A 17,187-nucleotide genomic window follows, 5' to 3' on the forward strand; every position below is an offset into this window, starting at 1 on the left:
GGGAAGCAACTTTCCGGTGTTCAGGGCTCAAGTAGGACGGAATAATATGATTCATGGAGGTGCACTGCTGCCTCTGCAAGTCCCATAAGCCGGAGCTGTTCAGCGACGAAGCAACGCACACGGGCGTCTCTGAACAAATGATAGAATTGCGCATCCCGAATGAATGCCAATCTCGCCTCAAGACTTCCCTCTGTAAATAGCTCCAGTACCTGGGCTTGCTCGTGCTCCCAACTGAATTGCTCGTTGATTTCCAGTACACGATGCATGGTGCTGCCAGGTGACAGCGCAGCAATACCAAGGTTGTTCACCGTAGCAACGACAATCTGCTCAAGGCGACTTTTGTGCAGCTCCGAGATATAGGCTTCCATATCCTGAATAGGGGTGATCGCAAAGCGTTCCCGAAATAGCTCACGTACGAGCAACTTTCGATCATCCCATACTCCTGCCGCATGCTCACGGGTATGACGTACATAGTCCTCAGCATGCGGATAATAATTCGTTAAAGGCCGACTATCTGTATATACGACACTAAGGAAATCCTGCATATTGCGCGCGACCAGCCATACCCCGTTGCGATGAATAGGGGATACGCTTACGATCGGGGCCGTCCCTATGTCCTTGATTGCTCCGAAATCCGTGCAGAAGCCATAATGAATGCCATCCACCCCCGCACGTGCGAAAGGAATAACATCAGGTGGCGTAGACATGTCACGCATGCCACGCTCACGCTCCATAATCAAGCCCAGATCGAACTCCAGTGAATGTCGTTGCTCCTCCAGCTCCTCTTCGAATTCAATCAGCTGTTGGATCAGTAATGTAGCGGAGCCATAAAGACCGCCAGATCCAGACTTCATAGCTAATTCCTCCTTATCCGTGCATGTTCTCTTGATGGGTTATTTCTATATATACGATCATGATTCGCAGTATGATAGCTTTATATTTTTACAAAATATAATATGTTAAGGCCCTATGGCACCTGTTACGATGAATATCGAGATCCCTGGAAGCGCTGTTCTTGCTGGGGGAGAATCCGCCCTTAAGGGATTGTACAGGATAAAGCATGGTTTTGTAAAAAATCGGATTTGTCAAGCCGAATGCTTCTTGATCAGGAGTTCTGTTAACAATGTATGTAATCTAGTCATCGCTTGTGTTGGATCGGTGTCTTCTATGGAGAGTAGCCTGTCTGATTGTTAACAGCTAAGTACTTATATTAGGTTATAATGAATTGCAGACGTCCATTTCCATACTTTGACGCATTACATATTTAGTGCTCTACATACTTAATGCTTATACATTAGGCTAATGGGGGATAAGGTCATGAAGATCGTTGGTCAAGGAAGAACTGCGGATATCTATACACTCGATTCCAGAACGATTCTCAAGCTGCTACGTAAAGGCTTCCCAGAAGGGGATGCGCGAGTGGAGTATGAGATCAGCAAGTATGTGTATGAGCTAGGAGTGAGCACCCCAAGACCCTATGACCTGGAGGAATACGACGGCAGGCTTGGAATACGATATCAGTACCTAGCAGGCCATACCATGCTCGGGCGAATGCTACGATATCCGGGACAGGTGCAGGAATATTCCCGTCAAATGGCAGTGATTCATGCTGAGCTGCATACCTATGATGGAACAGGTGTTAAGCGTTCCCAGAAGAAGCTGCTTTCTCGGCAGGTACACGATTCTGTCTATCTCATGGCTGACGAGAAGCGTATCATCCACGAATATCTGGAGAGCTTACCGACAGGTACCCGACTCTGTCACGGGGATTTTCATCCAGATAATATTATCTTGTCTGAGTCTGAGGCCCCTGATGAGAAATATTGGATCATTGACTGGATGACAGGTATGGAGGGGAATCCGGCGGGCGATGCGGCCAGAACTCTGCTGCTCTTCATGTATGGCACAATGCCTGACGAGACGCCAGCCGAACGGGTCAAGCAGTTCAATGAGGTAAGGGAGCAGCTGTTAGAGATATACCAGCAGCATTATCTCCTTCAATCCGGCCTCACTGCTGCATCCATTGACGCATGGCTGCTGCCTGTCGCAGCGGCACGACTATGTGAATGGATTCCTGAAGAGGAGAGGGAGGCTCTCCTCGGCATGATTCGAGAACGTATAAGTAAACTCTAGTAGACGAAGTTGCTATAGTGAGATGGATATAATTGTAAAGTGAGACGGACATAAATGAAGCGTTTACGAATGAATTGTATCGACCATTATGAAGAATTTTGATCATCATATGGGGGGGAACGATCATGGACAGGTTAGTAGCTGAGGAGATCCAACGCCTTGGACAGGAGATTACGTCACTGCAAGGGGCGCGGATCTTGCCGATCTACGGTGGCTTCTCTAGTGACCGTAAATACGTTGTAGGCCTCGAGGGAGAGCAGAAGCGATTATTGCGTGTGTTTGATCCTGCTAGAATGGACAATAAACAGAAGGAATTTTCTATCTTGCAGGAGATGGAGCATTATGGAGTGAAATCCTCCCGAGCGCTGGAGCTCGGTCATACATCCTGGGCTGGTTATATGCTCGTGAGCTATATAGATGGAGAGGATGCGGAGCGGAATTTACCGGAGTTCTCGGATGCGGAGCAGCTACACATCGGGATCGAGACGGGAGTAGAGCTTCGTAAAATGCATCAGCTACAGGCGCCGGAGGACGTATCTTCCTGGTATGAGCGCAAGGTGCGCAAGCACTATAGATATATGGAGCAATATGAAGCTTGTCCATTAAGAATCAACAATGAGGATCGAATTATTGCATTCATTGATGAGCATATTCGCTATATGCAGGACAGACCGAATCTATTCCAGCATGATGATGTTCACCCCGCTAATCTTGTCGTGAAGGACCGCCATCTGGCGGGAATCATTGATTTTGAGCGCTATGATTGGGGAGATCCAATTCATGAGTTCCTCAAGCTGGGCTTCTTCGGTCGTCATGTAAGCATTCCCTATTGCATCGGCCAGATTCAAGGATATCTGGATGGAGAGGCTCCGGATGAGGAATTTTGGACGCTGTATTCTCTCTATACGGCAATGGCGTTGTTCTCTTCAGTCGTCTGGACGTTGAAGACTGCACCTGAGACGATGGATACGATGCAAGGTCATATGGACAAGGTTCTGGAGGATCATAATTATTTTCGGCAGGTCAGGCCCTCGTGGTATGATCCCAGTTGAAGACAGGCTGATGCTAACTATATAATAGTCGATAAATCACGTTGAAATGTGAATGAAGGAAGTGTTGAAGCTGAGTAACTCCAAAAAACCGCGTGCCGTTTTTTTTGACGTAGATGATACGATGTATGACCATTTGCAGCCTACGCGTGAAGCCTTGCAGCATGTATTGAAGCTGGAGGATAGCTTTCCTTTTGAGCAGGCGTACCACCGAATACGCTACTACAGTGATATCCTTGCTGACGCAGACGGTCTTCTTGATCGTGATCCCAGTCCCGAGGAATTGGCGACGATGCGTGTCAGAAGGTTCATGTTAGCGTTAGAAGAATTCGACATTAAGCTCAGCCAGAGTGAGGCAGCAGATGTTCAGGAGAAGTATCTGGAGCTGCAATACCGAATTGATCCTTTCCCGGGAGCGAGGGAGCTCATTAGAGCCTTGCGGGAGGAAGGGACACTGGTGGGCCTCATTACCAATGGAGCGGAGCATCACCAAGGAAGTAAAATCCGTGCCTTGGCACTGGAGACGGATGTTGCGCCTGAGCATATATTCATTTCCGGTGCTGTTGGCTTTGCGAAGCCAGACCCGCGAATTTTTCACAGAGTGAATGAACTGACAGGCACGGCTGCGGAGGATTGCTGGTACATTGGAGATTCCTGGCGCAATGATGTGGTCGGAGCATCCGAGGCTGGCTGGAGAGTCATATGGTTCAATCACAGGCGCACCTCGCCGGAGACGGAGCACATGCCATTCGGTACAGCCGAGAGCTATGAAGAGCTGCGGGGACTGCTGATGTCTCATAAGATCGAGATCTGATTAGCGAAAAGAGGCGATGACATGGATGAGCACTGGAGACAAGCAGATCGTATAATAAGCCAGATTGAGATTATAGGAACAGAAGGCAATGAGCTTGTCGATATTAATGGTCATCCCCAGGGCGCGGTGTGTATAGGCATTGGTACGGATGCGGCAGTCTTTCTACTGAAGGAGCTTCCGGGATATGCCTTTAAAATCTATTCCGAGCTGTCTCAGGACAAAATTGAAGCAGAGGTTGCTGTGTATGAGCGCTTACGTGGCTGCCCCTATTTCCCGGTATATTACGGCAGGGGAGCTCACTATATTGTCATCAGTCATGAGGAAGGTCCTACTTTGCTGGATTGTCTTATTCAAGGCATTCCAGTCCCGGAGCAGGTCATTCAGGATGTAGAGGATGCCAGGACCTATGTGAGGGCACAGGGCTTGAACCCACGTGATATTCATCTCAAGAATGTACTGTTACAGGGAGAGCGTGCCAAGGTGCTGGATGTATCGGAGTACATCAAGGACGGAAATGATAACCGCTGGGAGCATCTTGTATGGGCATATCGCACCATTTATCCAAGGATCTCGGGCAAGCCGATCCCTGCGAGAATTCTGGATACGATCAAGAAGTGGTATAATCGGCTGGATAAAGCCAATATGAATCTTGAGGAATTCGCCAATCGCGCGAATGGCTTCTTTAAGCGCTGGAAGCTGTAGGAGTTCAGAAAATAGGAGTTCAGGAAAATACGAGTCAGGAAAAGAACCTTCGATATCCACGTTAGCTGTGGACACGAAGGTTCTTTCATATGTTAACGTAACATGCTAATTTGATATGTTACTACGAAGGTGCCGCAGTAACGGCTACCGGAAATCGCGTGGAATCCGGCGAGCTACACCGGTCTCCATCGCAGCTTGAATGACCTTTTGCCGGACCCGCTGTACAGCCTCCTCGTTGAATACTCCTGGAATAATATAGAGACGATTCAGCTCCTCAGGCCGGATGGTGCCAGCAATGGCTTCGGATGCGGCAAGCTTCATCGCTTCGTTGATCTCGCCAGAACGGCAGTCCAGCGCTGCACGGAAGATGCCGGGGAAGCACAGCACATTGTTGATCTGATTAGGATAATCCGAGCGCCCGGTCGCTATGACAGCAGCCACGTCTTCGATGAGCTCTGGCTGAATCTCTGGAGTCGGATTCGCCATAGTGAAGACGATTGGATCTTCGTTCATTCCCATGACGTCCTCGCGCTGGAGGATGCCGCCAGCAGACAGGCCAATGAAGACATCAGCTCCGCGCAGCACCTCACTAAGCGAGCCCTTTTGCCGGTTAGGATTCGTATGCTGGGCATACCATTCCCACATCGGGTGAGGGTCAGGCTGGTCGGCGGAGAGCGCACCATTCTTATCTACACCCACGATATTCGTTGCCCCGGCAGAGAGGAGGATTTTGGTGCAGGCTACACCTGCCGCCCCGATGCCGCAGACGACAATTTTGACCTCTGCCAGGGATTTTTTCACGACCTTGAGTGCATTGATTAATCCGGCGTATAGCACGACAGCTGTGCCGTGTTGATCATCATGGAATACCGGGATGTCGAGCTCCTCACGCAGCCGCTCTTCAATCTCGAAGCAACGGGGAGACGCAATGTCCTCCAGATTGATCCCTCCGAAGCCTGGAGCAAGCTGCTTGACTGCACGGATGATCTCTTCGGTGTCTTGAGTATCCAGGCAGATGGGAAAGGCATCAACGCCAGCGAGCTGCTTGAAGAGCATGGCTTTACCCTCCATGACCGGCATAGCCGCATAGGGTCCAATGTTCCCCAGTCCCAGAACTGCACTACCATCCGAGACCACAGCTACCGTATTTCGCTTGATTGTCAGCTTGAAGGCATTCGTCTGATCCTCGTGAATAGCCATACATACACGGGCTACATCAGGTGTGTAGACTCTGGAGAGATCGTCACGGTTCTGGATCGGGACTTTGGGCTGCATTTCGATTTTGCCCCCGAGGTGGAGGAGGAAGGTGCGGTCTGAAACCGACAGCACTCGTACACCAGGGGTCTGCCGAATCCGTTCGAGCATCCGGTCAATGATGGTTGGATCAGTGAAGGTAACAGTAATATCTCGCACGGTAACACTCTCTGATGTACGTATGACGTCAATGGCTATGACGTCCCCACCATTGTCATTGATAAGGGTGATTAATTGTCCAAATTTAACCTGTTCAATGGAAATTTCAAGACGCAAAATGATGTTCTTTCCGCCGATTCCGCTCTGCATCTGAAGGCCCCCCTTGTACAATTTTTTAATAGCTTGATTCCGAAGCATAACGAAAAGCATCCGTATATAACACTAAAGTAGTAATTTTGATACCGCTTTCAAATGATCTTTGCGAAAAATCAAAATTCATGATGTTCAGTGTTAGTGGATTGTATTATGCTTGGTATTAAGAATTTGGGTACATTCACCTAGACGCGTGAGGAGCATGTGTATTTTGCAGCTCGGTGAGTGACTATGCCATAGATTATAGTGACAAAAATCACGGTTGTACAGTCATTTTGGAAGGGGGAACATGATGTCTGTCGCACCTCTGCGTACTTTCGTTGTTGAAGATGATTACGGTATCGCCTCTCTATGTGGAGTTACGGTCACCATGCTCGAAGGCTATGAGCTTATCGGCCTGTCCGATGATAGTGCAAGTGCACTGGAACGTATCTCGGCAGAGCAGCCTGATATCGTCCTGTTGGAGGTAAGCCAGCCTGATGGATCAGGAATGCAATTGCTGCATCATATGGATCGGATGAATCTCTCCTGTGATGTCGTATTAGTTCTGAATGGGCCGATCTGGAACTATATGATGAAGGGACTCCAATTGGATATTTTCGGGTATCTGATGAAGCCCTTCGATACGAGACGACTGCAGGATACTCTTCAGAGCTATCGGCAGTATCGAATGCGTCGTGATTCGTTATCCGTACTAAAGACGAGACTACCCGAGAATAAGTTGCAGTCCAGTAGCATTTCCAATACAACGATGTTCAAAAAAGAGATGGAACCGGCCATTCTTGGACGCATTCAAGAGATATTGGGAGGCGATCAGGCCATGCTCACCTCCCGCCAGATTGCAGAGCAAACGGGGATCAGTCTCACGACCGTTCGCAGCTACTTGAAGTACATGGTTCGCAAAGGTACGGTAAAGGAATGTGTCAGCTTCGGTACCACAGGAATCCCCCTCAGATCCTTCCAGACGGTAGCAGAGCCATGAATATAAGCTGCACGGCACAGAGACCTCTCAAGTCGCGGTAAAGACCGGACTGGGAGGTTTTTGTTATAGTCATTTTATATTTTTCGCGTAATAGATCTCATCCATCTCTATCTTCAGGCGCTCGGTAATCTCCGACTGCTCCTCTGCAGATAGCTTATCCTTCGTATATCCGAACAGGTAATTATCGAGATCGAATCTACGCAGCTTGCATTTAGTATGGAAGATATTCTCCTGATACACATTCACATCAATCATATCGTACATATCGCGGGCATCCGCAGGAATGTAGTTCTGGATGGAGCTAATATCATGATCAATGAACAGCTTGTGTCCATTCACATCACGTGTGAATCCCCTTACCCGGTAGTCAATCGCCATAATGTCTGTATCAAAGGAATGAATAAGGTACGTGAGAGCCTTCAGCGGGGAGATTTCTCCGCAGGTAGACACGTCGATATCCGCCCGAAAGGTGCTGATCCCCTCATCGGGATGATACTCAGGATACGTATGAACGGTAATATGACTTTTGTCCAGATGCATGACGATGGAATCAGGTAACGGACCTGGAGATTCGGAGTAAGTCTCCTTGGATACATCTGTGATAGGTCCTTCTGAGATGAGCACCGTCACGCTAGCACCCTGTGGATCGTAGTCCTGTTTGGCGATGTTCAGGACGTGAGCCCCAATAATATCGGTCACATGCTTCAGGATTTTGGTCAACCGATCGGCATTATATTGTTCATCAATATATTCAATGTAAGCCTGACGTTCCTCCTTGGTCCTGGTATAGCATATGTCATACATATTGAAGCTGAGTGACTTGGTCAGATTGTTGAAGCCGTGCAAAGCAAGACGTTGTTCATGTGATATGCTCATCATTTCACTTCCCCTTACGCTTTCTTATGCGATCTACATCAATTGAACGACAGAATAGCTACTATTAGTTCAAGCTATATAGCACGAGTGTCCGTCACCTGCCTGATTTGAAGCCGAAACTTCTACCATACGATTTGTATTCGTAAGCCAGCTTACGACTTCGAGAAGTAGCTTCCAATAGCCAGACATGTGAAAGCTTACATACGACGATTAGTGTTAGTTGACGTGTGTCTTATCTGTTCCCTGCGAAGAGGACTCATATACCCATCTTTTTACCCAATTTCCTTCATTCCTAACAAGCAGGTCCCGTGCTCGTCTATCCATTAGGGTTCCACACACGATGAAATGAACAGTAGATAAAGTTCTCATGAACAATAGTTAAAATTCTGATGAAGAATGGATGAATAGAAGCTTTAATATGCTCTTCAAAAATCCCAAAGCCCTTGATATATAAGGGATTTCGGTTCTTTTCGCCTAGTTTATAATTACTTTAAAGTAAGATTGATTTTTGAATGATCTCTGCTATAGTGAACCATAACGAAAATAACGCATAGAGGACGCAGCCACTGTATTCAGTCACAGTGTTCAGTCAGATATGCTCCGCTCGAAATATTAAAGACGAGGTGATCTCATGAACAAACAATCGAACATGACGACAAGCTGGGGAGCTCCGGTAGGAGATAATCAGCATTCCATGACAGCTGGTAGCAACGGACCAACACTCATTCAAGATGTACATTTGTTGGAGAAGCTAGCACATTTCAACCGCGAGCGTGTACCAGAGCGGGTGGTTCATGCCAAGGGTGCTGGAGCACACGGATATTTCGAGGTGACCGCTGATGTCGCTTCATATACGAAGGCGGCATTCCTGTCAGAGGTAGGCAAGCGTACACCGGTATTTATTCGCTTCTCGACAGTAGCTGGTGAACTGGGCTCGTCCGATACGGTACGTGATCCACGCGGCTTTGCTGTGAAGTTCTACACCGAGGAAGGCAACTATGATCTGGTGGGCAATAATACCCCTGTATTCTTCATTCGTGATGCGATCAAATTTCCGGATTTCATTCATACGCAAAAACGTCATCCCCAGACGCATCTCAAAAATCCGAACGCGGTCTGGGACTTCTGGTCACTATCCCCTGAATCCCTGCATCAGGTGACGATTCTGTTCTCAGATCGCGGGATTCCTGCTACTTATCGTCACATGCATGGCTTCGGTAGCCACACGTTCAAGTGGGTGAATGCCGAGGGGCAAGCTGTGTGGGTGAAATATCATTTCAAGACAGAGCAAGGAGTCAAGAATCTGGATGTGGCACTGGCGGCCAAGCTGGCAGGCGAGAACCCGGATTATCATACGGAGGATCTGTTCAACGCGATTCAGGCGGGAGACTTCCCATCCTGGAAGGTGAGTGTGCAGATTATGCCAGTCGATGAGGCAGCAGCCTACCGCTGGGATCCGTTCGATGTGACCAAGGTCTGGTCGCAGAAAGATTATCCTTTGATTGAGATTGGACGTATGGTACTGGATCGTAACCCGGAGAACTACTTTGCCGAGGTAGAGCAGGCGACTTTCTCGCCCGGGAATTTTGTGCCAGGCATCGAGGCTTCACCGGATAAAATGCTACAGGGCCGCCTGTTCGCATATTCCGATGCTCATCGCTACCGTGTCGGAGCGAACCATAATACGTTGCCGATTAACCGTCCTGCTGCCCCAGTACAGAATTATCAACGTGACGGACAGATGCGCTCGGATGGCAATGGTGGTCATGCCGTATACTATGAGCCGAATAGCTTTGGTGGTCCGCAGGAGGCGCCACAGCACAAGACAACACCATTTGCGGTATCCGGCATGGCCGACAGCACCGATTACAATCAGGATGATCACTACACCCAGGCGGGAGATTTGTACCGATTATTGTCCGAAGAGGAGCGCTCGCGTCTGATCGCTAATATTGCAGGAGCTATGCAGCCTGTAGAACGGGAAGAGATCAAGATTCGTCAGGTGGGGCATTGGTTCAAGGCAGATGCTGAATTCGGTACACGTCTGGCAGAGGCATTGGGATTGCCGTCTCCATCCGCAGCAGAATAAGCTCGTTATTGGAGGCTAGTTTAAGTCACAGGTTCACACACGAATAGCTTGACCTGATTAAATGCGGGTGGGACCTTCGACGTAATATAGATTGATATTGAAATAGAAAGTCCGCTAGACAAGGACGGGTTCGCCAGGTACCCGGTCTTCGTTAGCGGACTTTCTTTTGCTTCTCTAAAGTTGCGCAAGGAGGATTGCAGGCAGCCACCTGATCTATTTTCCTCAAGGGGGATGTGTGAGCCTAATGACTTAGCCAGCGCTCAAAGAATTGCTTATAGCCTTCCTTCATCACTCGGCTGGAAAATTGCTCATGAGCGTAGATTTGGTGCTCACGAGAGGTCCTGATCGGACTTGCGGCAGCCATATTGACTAGCTCGAACCAGTTCGCCTCATTGCCTGCGAAGGCATGGGGGCCACGAATGTGACCATAGCAGGGATGCTCTGGCTTGACGATTATTTTCCCCATGGCCATTGCTTCTGTCAGCGGCATGGCGAAGGTATCAAAGGCGGAGCAGCTCCAGTAGACCTTGGCTGTATTCATAAGCGAGAAGACCTCGTCCTGTGTCAAGGCGAACTGAAGCTTCACGTTATGCGGAATATCGTATTTCTTCATGCTTTCCCGGTAGCGTTCCCCGCCGAACACCATGAATATCTCCTTGTCGGGGTTACGTCTGGCATACTCCAGCACCAGATCAGGGCGACGGTTGGCCTCATCCCGACCAATCCAGAGAATGCGATTATCTACGATGCCGGTTGGATCGAAATGCTTGGTTACCAGCTGCTCATTGAAGCCTATGGGAATGACCGTCACATCGTTCACGCCGAACTGTGCAGCCATCTCCCGCTTCAGAAAAGGAGTCTGGACGATGGCCTTGTCTACAATGGAGTAAAATGGCTTCATCATCTCGTACCCAGTCAGTGCCGGGTCGGGAAAGCTGTGAGGGAACAGGACACTATTTTTCAGGAACATATTTAGAAAAGTAAAGCCAGAGACGGTATAGATGACGTGCTCAATCCCTTGGCTATAGATCTGGTCCAGCACAATATCATAGTTGACCAGATCACCCTTCTCATGCTCGTAACCAGGAATCCAGTCATGGCCACTGACGTGCCGCTCCGGAGATATGAAGATGATCTCTACGCCCAGCTCCTGACCGATCTGCCGCAGACGCTCCGCGAATACTCGTGGTCCCTGCGCCTCGCTGAATTGGATCTTTCGCATGATTAATCCTACTTTGTTCATTAACCAGCCACCTTACCTTTATCAATATCCTTAAGTAATTCCGTCGCGCATTGGATGAGACTGTCTGTGGTCTCGATTCGTTGTCTTCGAAGTGCATGCTTCGGCCATGGTCCCTGTTCCTGCCTCAGATCTGTCTCAATCAGCAGGAGCATCCAGAGTGACAGCACACAGACGGACATCATGTATTGCTGCATGAAGGATTGTGCATCCAGCGCACTCCCATGTAATACTGTCTCCGCCAGATAACCGTGCAGTACTTGCTTACGTATATCAGGTGTAATGCGTTTTGGAAATAGCGGATGGGACATATCCAGCAGGTGGATCAGATCCCAGTGGCGTGTATTCCAGTGAGCATGCTCCCAGTCCAGAATCACCAGTCCGTGCGGAGTCTGGGCATAGTTGCCCAGATGCAGATCACCGTGTGACATGACCAGCTCTGAGGGACATTGGTAATCATGCAGAAGCTGGAGTATGAGCTGAATTGCTTGCTCGTCTAGCGGGAGATCACTGAGCAGCTCTACTACTTCATTTTGCCGCTTCAGGATATGCCCTTTCATCTGTGCTATGGCTGGCTTCGGCCCTTGATGACCCAGCTCAGGAAAAGAAGCACGCGGCAGTGCATGCCACCAGGCGGCATGCTTCGCGACTTGCTGTGCCGTCTCCATGGTGAAAGTATGCGTAAGGGGGCCAGCATCCTCCAGAATGAGCCAGCTGTTCTGAGGCGCTGTATCCATCCTTGAGCGTGTCACGATTCGAGGATAAATAGGAGGGAAATGCGCCAGGACATGATCGTGAACCCAGCGTTCCTTATGCTGCTGTCCTTGCTGAGTGACGGGCTTGAAGATATAGCTTTGATCCCGGGAAATGTAGAATCGCTCCACATCTCGTCCGCCCAGTCCTTTGTATAATATCTCATGTCTGCCACACCACAGCTTGCTGTAATCCAGCCTTCCGTCCGGTAGTACGAAGTGTTCGAGCATAATGACATCATCCTTATGTAAGCGAAAAGTTGTCCCTATTGTAACGCCTAGGTAATACGACTGCAAATCATAATAGAGCATGTGTGAAGGAAGAGAGCATACGCCGAGTATAGATTTTCAAGGCCCTTCACGCATGTAGACCAGATTGTCCGTGACATGATGTGATGGAGCTGTTAAATTTGTGTAATATATTGAGTTAAGCTAGAAAGAACTACTTCATGCTACAGGCAACAAGGAAGGGGAATGCAAGTGGAGCAAGACAAGAGAGAATCAAGTGTACAACAGAGCGGCGAACTGAGCATCAGCAAGCATAATGCAGAGCATTATGTATGGGGAGAGGTCTGCGATGGCTGGCATCTCGTTAAGGGTCAGGACCTCAGTGTAATTCACGAAAGAATGCCGCCTCACACGGCTGAGATCAGACATGTGCATCAGGTGTCCCGTCAGTTTTTCTTCGTATTGAAGGGCACAGCAACGCTGGAGATTGACGGAGAGATCGTAAATCTGCACGCACAGGAAGGAGCAGAGGTGCCGCCACAGATTCCTCACCAGATGCTTAATGTATCGGAGGCAGATGTAGAATTCCTTGTCATCTCGCAGCCAACGACCCGGGGAGACAGAATGGCTGTAGATTAGTCTCTAAAGCTCGGCGCTACCAGTCTAACACATTGATGTGGCGGCACAGTCTGCTCCGAAGCCGATCATAGAAGCAACCTTTTAAGTATGTATATACATGGAAAAAGACCCATGCGGTTAAGGTTCCGCATGGGTCACGAGGCGAGGGTGTCGTACGGGTGGACTTACTTGCCTCCGCCAACGCCCCCGCTCTCCAGTCATTAAATCAGTATCAGTCAGAGTATTAGTTCATGTACTCCAGATGCTGCAGGATTCGCTTTAGCATGACTATGCTATGGGCCCGGGTTGCAGGCTCCTTAGGTAAGAATTCTGCTGCTGTTGTGCCGCGAATGATACCGGAATCTAGCAGTTGGACTATGGGTTCGACAGCCCAAGCAGCTATCTGTTTCTGATCGGAGAATACCTCCTGCCCTTCCGATCTCGACGGGGGCATCTTCCCTGTGAGTGTGAGAGTTCGCGAGAGGATAACGGCCAACTGCTCACGAGTCACAAAAGCGTCTGGTCTGAAGGTTCCATCATCATACCCTTCAATCAAGCCCATCCCTTGGGCTGTACTCACAGCCTTGGCATACCCGGCTTGCGCTGATATATCGGTGAAAGAACTGGCTGCACTAGATTCAATTCCCCCTAGTGAGCGAACAAGCAGCGTTGCCAGCTCGCCACGGGTGATGGGAGTATCTGGGCTAATGTAGTTCCCTTCCCCCTGCACGATTTGTTTGTTGGCCATCAGCTCGATATCGTCCTGCGCCCAATGCCCATGTGTATCTGCAAAGACATGATTAGATGTAATCACCGCAAATAATCCATCGTGCGGCGAATAGATCGTTGCTACAGCAGAAGTCTTCATAGACGAATTCCTCGTATTGTCCTTCTCATGTTCACCTACCCCTGTAGCTTCGCTAATGGCTTCATTGGCATGAAATAAAGTGGGTACAAAGTGAATCGTGGCATCGGTATCCACCCATACAGCGGTAGAGCGAGTCGGGTCCACTGGAACGGGCAGGGCCATCGAACGCTTTGAGTACAATGGTGTGTGTATACTCGGTTTCATATTGTCCAGGCTGTCTGACGTCTGTCCATTAATTTCAAGCGAGAAAGTAACAGGACTGCCGATGAGCTTGGCACCCTGCTCTGCGAGGACAGCCTCTAGACGGCTGACCGTAGATGCATTAGCATGGCCAATTACCATTGTAACCACGGTGTTGACCTCCAAAGTAGGTCCAAGATTACGTAAGCGATCCAAGGGTAATGGATAACTTACATTGTTTACTGCGAGCGTAATCCCCTGATTCATTGCATTCGCTTCAGATTGCTTCAACATATCAAGAAGAGCCTCACCAGGCAGATCGAGATATACAACTGGGCTACTGCTGTCATCCACCTTAATAAGCAATTCATGGCTAGCATTGAACGCTTTGATCAGTGAGGCGGCATCAGGCTTCAGGCGAATGGCCTTCTGAGCGTCAGCTGTTGTCTCCGATGAGCTTGGTACCCATACGTTCTGATCATTCATAGATATTTCTATTAATGAGGCTGTTGGGAAACTTTGCATATTAGAAGAACGATCGTCGCGGTCCCTGGAGCCCTGATCTGGTGCAGGAGATGGTCCCGGCTCTGGTGTAGGCTCGTTCACAGGCGGTGTTCCCGGTTTGGGTCCGGGCTCCGGTTCAGGCTGAGGCTGAGGCGTCTCCGGCTCGGGCTCAGGACCTGGATGTGGTTCAGGTTGCGGCTGCTCAGGCTCCGAGGTCTCACTGAGCATGAGTGTGATCATCCCTGTGTCAGTGCTCTTTCCTCTCTGAACATTCACGGTCTGTTCGAACGTTCTATATCCTGAGGCTTCTACAATTATAGTCTGTAGACCCACGGGAATCTGATCGAGCTGGAATATTCCGTCATCATCAGTGAGTGACCTGTTGCTGCCTATAGATACTGCTGCACCAGTCAGCGGAACCAGCTCTGGGTCATAGACGGAACTGCTCACATTGCTGTATACAGACCCCGTTACCGTGCCAGTTGCAGGTATCACTGTTATGATAGCATCCGCAGTAGAGCCGTTCGAAGCTGTAGCCGTAATGACAGCTTCGCCTGGTGCCAGGGGAATCACCTCTCCGCTTGGACTAACTGAAGCTACCGTTGGTTGGTTGGATAGCCAAGTAACGGTTCGATTGGTGGCTTCAGCCGGCTCAAGGGTTGGGATGAGCTGGGTGGGTGCTTCCCCAACCATTAGAGTAAGGGCAGGCGGCTCAAGACGAATGCTGCTGACAGGGATGAACTGTCGAATATGCTGCTCCTCCAGCACGAAGCGCTGCCATCCTTGTATGCGCTGTTGACTATCTACCTCGTACACATCCAAGGTCTGCCCGGGACTCACGCCGGGGATAGGCATTCCCGGGATATATGGTATTGCATCTGCCGGGAGTGTGTCTCCTATCAACGGAGGACTAGCTTCTGCATGATTGAGTACGTAAGCAAAGGTATGTCCTGCCTGTCGAGGGAGAGCCATAATGGATGTCGAGCCTGCCGCGATTCCCGGTTGAACTGACGCATTCACAAGCTCTGGTGCCTTCGTCTTGACTTCAAGCTGAAATGAATGCACAGCGGCAGCAGCCCCTACATCAGTTGCTGTGACGACAACGATGTACTTCATGTTGCCGGGCAGGAGTTGAAGCGGTATGCCTTGTAACTCTCCTGTCGGGCTTAGGCTCATGCCTGGCGGAAGACCTGTTGCGCTCCAGGTCAGCCCTGCATGCGCACCGTCCCATCCTGATAATTTCTGGGAATATGGCTCCCCGGCTACTGCGGGTTGGATCTCCTCGGTGAGTATCTTCGGACGAAAATAAGGATAGCCATCGTTAACACTCGGATGCATATTCCAGGTCTGATTGAAATCCCAACCGCTATAAGTGGACTGTTGTTTCATTTCCGCTATCGATTTCCGCACAGCTTCGAATGTATCCGTATTATAGTAGCTACCCACCCCTGCACTGACACCTGTAGTCTCCTGATTGAAGTAGGAGCTGTAAATGTCAGTGCCGCTCGGATAACTGATAATCGCGGATCTATCCGTAAACGAGCCGGGGTTGTCGGGATGCATGTAACCACGTGAGTACGTATTCTTAATGGTATTTTGACTACCTGCGCCACTGTGAAAATAGGCGCCGATTCCTGCTGAAAACACAAACGAGTTACCAACATCAGCTACGTTGCGTACCTGACCATCAAAATAGGAATCGCTGATGGTACTACCCGAGCTAAAACCGGCAATTCCTGCGCCATACATGTTATAACCCCAACCAATGGTAACAGAGGCACTAGAGGAGGAACGATTGACTGTTGCATTCATGAGCCCCCCGGTAATTCCCCCTGTACTAATAACCTTGTTCGGGTCAAGCGCTGTCAGGCTCGTCACGCTGCCTTTCGTATAGACTCCTTCGATGCTCCCCCCAGACTGGTAGCCAGTAACCCCGCCTGTTCTTGAGCCGCCAGTAATATCCACCTCAAGGTTAACATTGCGGATGCTTCCAGATGCCTCGCCAAAGAAGCCGACATTGGTGCGGGTATCTCCATCAATGACTAGGCCTGTAATTGTATGGCCCTGCCCATCGAATATCCCGCTGAACGGAGCATATTCATTGCCGCCGAGTGGAATCCAGGAGACTCCCGTCAGATCAATGTCGTGATCAAGACGGATGTGGTTGTCTAGATACTGCTCCTGATGCTCGTTGATGTAGACGAGTTGTTCTGTGGTGGACACAACCAACCAGTTGTCCATTAACGGCAGTTCAACGGCCTGAATGTCAATGCTCGATTGCGCCTCGGCAGGTTCAACGATCCATCCGAGAGGTCCTGTGAACATAACGCTCAGGAGAAAGATGCTTGTAATTCTTGTAACAGCTCGAGATTTCTTCATGAACCACTTCCCCTTTAGCATGGTGTATTACGGCATAGACTGAAATTATGAGATTCCGATGTGGTGCTGGACATATTACAGTGCCAACCATTGGCACTTGACTCCATTCAAGCACTATGCTGATCCGAAATTATTATAGTATATTTAGATGAATAGGATGTTTCGTTTTTGTTTCAAATTTGAATGAAAGTAGCGTGCTGCATGAAT

13 protein-coding genes are annotated in these 17,187 nt (G+C 49.3%); 7 read left to right on the plus strand and 6 right to left on the minus strand.

Annotated elements, in window-relative coordinates; translation table 11 throughout:
* Positions 1 to 20: 20 nt before the first annotated feature.
* Positions 21 to 854, minus strand: a complete 834-nt coding sequence (locus MKX74_RS06020) for a hypothetical protein (protein ID WP_341177799.1) — start codon at positions 852 to 854, stop codon at positions 21 to 23.
* A 463-nt stretch (positions 855 to 1,317) separates the two neighbouring features.
* Between MKX74_RS06020 and MKX74_RS06025 the strand changes: the two genes are divergently transcribed.
* From MKX74_RS06025 to MKX74_RS06040, 4 genes are all read left to right on the plus strand, one after another.
* Positions 1,318 to 2,133 (plus strand): phosphotransferase family protein, encoded by an 816-nt coding sequence (locus MKX74_RS06025; RefSeq protein WP_018886537.1) that lies wholly within the window; start codon positions 1,318 to 1,320, stop codon positions 2,131 to 2,133.
* A 125-nt stretch (positions 2,134 to 2,258) separates the two neighbouring features.
* Positions 2,259 to 3,185, plus strand: coding sequence for an aminoglycoside phosphotransferase family protein (locus MKX74_RS06030; protein ID WP_018886536.1), 927 nt, complete (start codon positions 2,259 to 2,261; stop codon positions 3,183 to 3,185).
* 64 nt (positions 3,186 to 3,249) lie between these two features.
* Positions 3,250 to 3,996 (plus strand): HAD-IA family hydrolase, encoded by a 747-nt coding sequence (locus MKX74_RS06035; RefSeq protein ID WP_018886535.1) that lies wholly within the window; start codon positions 3,250 to 3,252, stop codon positions 3,994 to 3,996.
* 21 nt (positions 3,997 to 4,017) lie between these two features.
* Positions 4,018 to 4,698, plus strand: a complete 681-nt coding sequence (locus MKX74_RS06040) for a hypothetical protein (protein ID WP_018886534.1) — start codon at positions 4,018 to 4,020, stop codon at positions 4,696 to 4,698.
* 144 nt (positions 4,699 to 4,842) lie between these two features.
* Here the strand turns inward: MKX74_RS06040 and MKX74_RS06045 are convergent, their stop codons facing one another.
* Complete coding sequence (locus MKX74_RS06045) at positions 4,843 to 6,261, minus strand: NAD-dependent malic enzyme (protein ID WP_341177800.1); 1,419 nt, start codon at positions 6,259 to 6,261, stop codon at positions 4,843 to 4,845.
* 295 nt (positions 6,262 to 6,556) lie between these two features.
* On the opposite strand from MKX74_RS06045, the gene MKX74_RS06050 reads away from it, so the two are divergent.
* Entirely contained in the window at positions 6,557 to 7,246 is a 690-nt protein-coding gene (locus MKX74_RS06050; RefSeq protein WP_018886532.1) for a response regulator transcription factor, read from the plus strand.
* Positions 7,247 to 7,315: 69 nt separating this feature from the next.
* Here MKX74_RS06050 and speD read toward each other — a convergent pair whose 3' ends face one another.
* Positions 7,316 to 8,122 carry an adenosylmethionine decarboxylase gene (gene speD, locus MKX74_RS06055; RefSeq protein ID WP_025680446.1) on the minus strand — a complete coding sequence of 269 codons (807 nt, stop codon included), beginning with the start codon at positions 8,120 to 8,122 and terminating at the stop codon, positions 7,316 to 7,318.
* Positions 8,123 to 8,753: 631 nt separating this feature from the next.
* On the opposite strand from speD, the gene katA reads away from it, so the two are divergent.
* On the plus strand, positions 8,754 to 10,211 hold the full coding sequence (gene katA / locus MKX74_RS06060) for a catalase KatA (RefSeq protein ID WP_341177801.1): 1,458 nt from the start codon (positions 8,754 to 8,756) through the stop codon (positions 10,209 to 10,211).
* A gap of 241 nt (positions 10,212 to 10,452) precedes the next feature.
* Here katA and MKX74_RS06065 read toward each other — a convergent pair whose 3' ends face one another.
* A complete protein-coding gene (locus MKX74_RS06065) occupies positions 10,453 to 11,454 on the minus strand; it encodes a glycosyltransferase (RefSeq protein ID WP_341177802.1) in 1,002 nt (333 codons plus the stop codon).
* A complete protein-coding gene (locus tag MKX74_RS06070) occupies positions 11,454 to 12,434 on the minus strand; it encodes a phosphotransferase (protein ID WP_341177803.1) in 981 nt (326 codons plus the stop codon). Before MKX74_RS06070 ends, MKX74_RS06065 begins: the two co-directional genes overlap by 1 nt.
* Before the next feature lie 294 nt (positions 12,435 to 12,728).
* Between MKX74_RS06070 and MKX74_RS06075 the strand changes: the two genes are divergently transcribed.
* Positions 12,729 to 13,070, plus strand: a complete 342-nt coding sequence (locus MKX74_RS06075) for a cupin domain-containing protein (RefSeq protein WP_341180523.1) — start codon at positions 12,729 to 12,731, stop codon at positions 13,068 to 13,070.
* A gap of 223 nt (positions 13,071 to 13,293) precedes the next feature.
* On the opposite strand, the gene MKX74_RS06080 is transcribed toward MKX74_RS06075, so the two are convergent.
* Complete coding sequence (locus MKX74_RS06080; protein ID WP_341177804.1) at positions 13,294 to 16,980, minus strand: S-layer homology domain-containing protein; 3,687 nt, start codon at positions 16,978 to 16,980, stop codon at positions 13,294 to 13,296.
* Positions 16,981 to 17,187 lie beyond the last annotated feature (207 nt).

The organism is Paenibacillus sp. FSL K6-1230 (assembly GCF_038002385.1).
GTDB lineage: Bacteria > Bacillota > Bacilli > Paenibacillales > Paenibacillaceae > Paenibacillus > Paenibacillus massiliensis.

What these genes read in the sequence shown, in the direction of transcription:
- speD (WP_025680446.1), bottom strand. Translation starts at nt 8,122, where the DNA reads ATGAGCATATCACATGAACAACGTCTTGCTTTGCACGGCTTCAACAAT.
- MKX74_RS06025 (WP_018886537.1), top strand. Translation starts at nt 1,318, where the DNA reads ATGAAGATCGTTGGTCAAGGAAGAACTGCGGATATCTATACACTCGAT.
- MKX74_RS06020 (WP_341177799.1), bottom strand. Translation starts at nt 854, where the DNA reads ATGAAGTCTGGATCTGGCGGTCTTTATGGCTCCGCTACATTACTGATC.
- MKX74_RS06030 (WP_018886536.1), top strand. Translation starts at nt 2,259, where the DNA reads ATGGACAGGTTAGTAGCTGAGGAGATCCAACGCCTTGGACAGGAGATT.
- katA (WP_341177801.1), top strand. Translation starts at nt 8,754, where the DNA reads ATGAACAAACAATCGAACATGACGACAAGCTGGGGAGCTCCGGTAGGA.
- MKX74_RS06050 (WP_018886532.1), top strand. Translation starts at nt 6,557, where the DNA reads ATGTCTGTCGCACCTCTGCGTACTTTCGTTGTTGAAGATGATTACGGT.
- MKX74_RS06070 (WP_341177803.1), bottom strand. Translation starts at nt 12,434, where the DNA reads ATGCTCGAACACTTCGTACTACCGGACGGAAGGCTGGATTACAGCAAG.
- MKX74_RS06065 (WP_341177802.1), bottom strand. Translation starts at nt 11,454, where the DNA reads ATGAACAAAGTAGGATTAATCATGCGAAAGATCCAATTCAGCGAGGCG.
- MKX74_RS06045 (WP_341177800.1), bottom strand. Translation starts at nt 6,261, where the DNA reads ATGCAGAGCGGAATCGGCGGAAAGAACATCATTTTGCGTCTTGAAATT.
- MKX74_RS06080 (WP_341177804.1), bottom strand. Translation starts at nt 16,980, where the DNA reads ATGAAGAAATCTCGAGCTGTTACAAGAATTACAAGCATCTTTCTCCTG.
- MKX74_RS06040 (WP_018886534.1), top strand. Translation starts at nt 4,018, where the DNA reads ATGGATGAGCACTGGAGACAAGCAGATCGTATAATAAGCCAGATTGAG.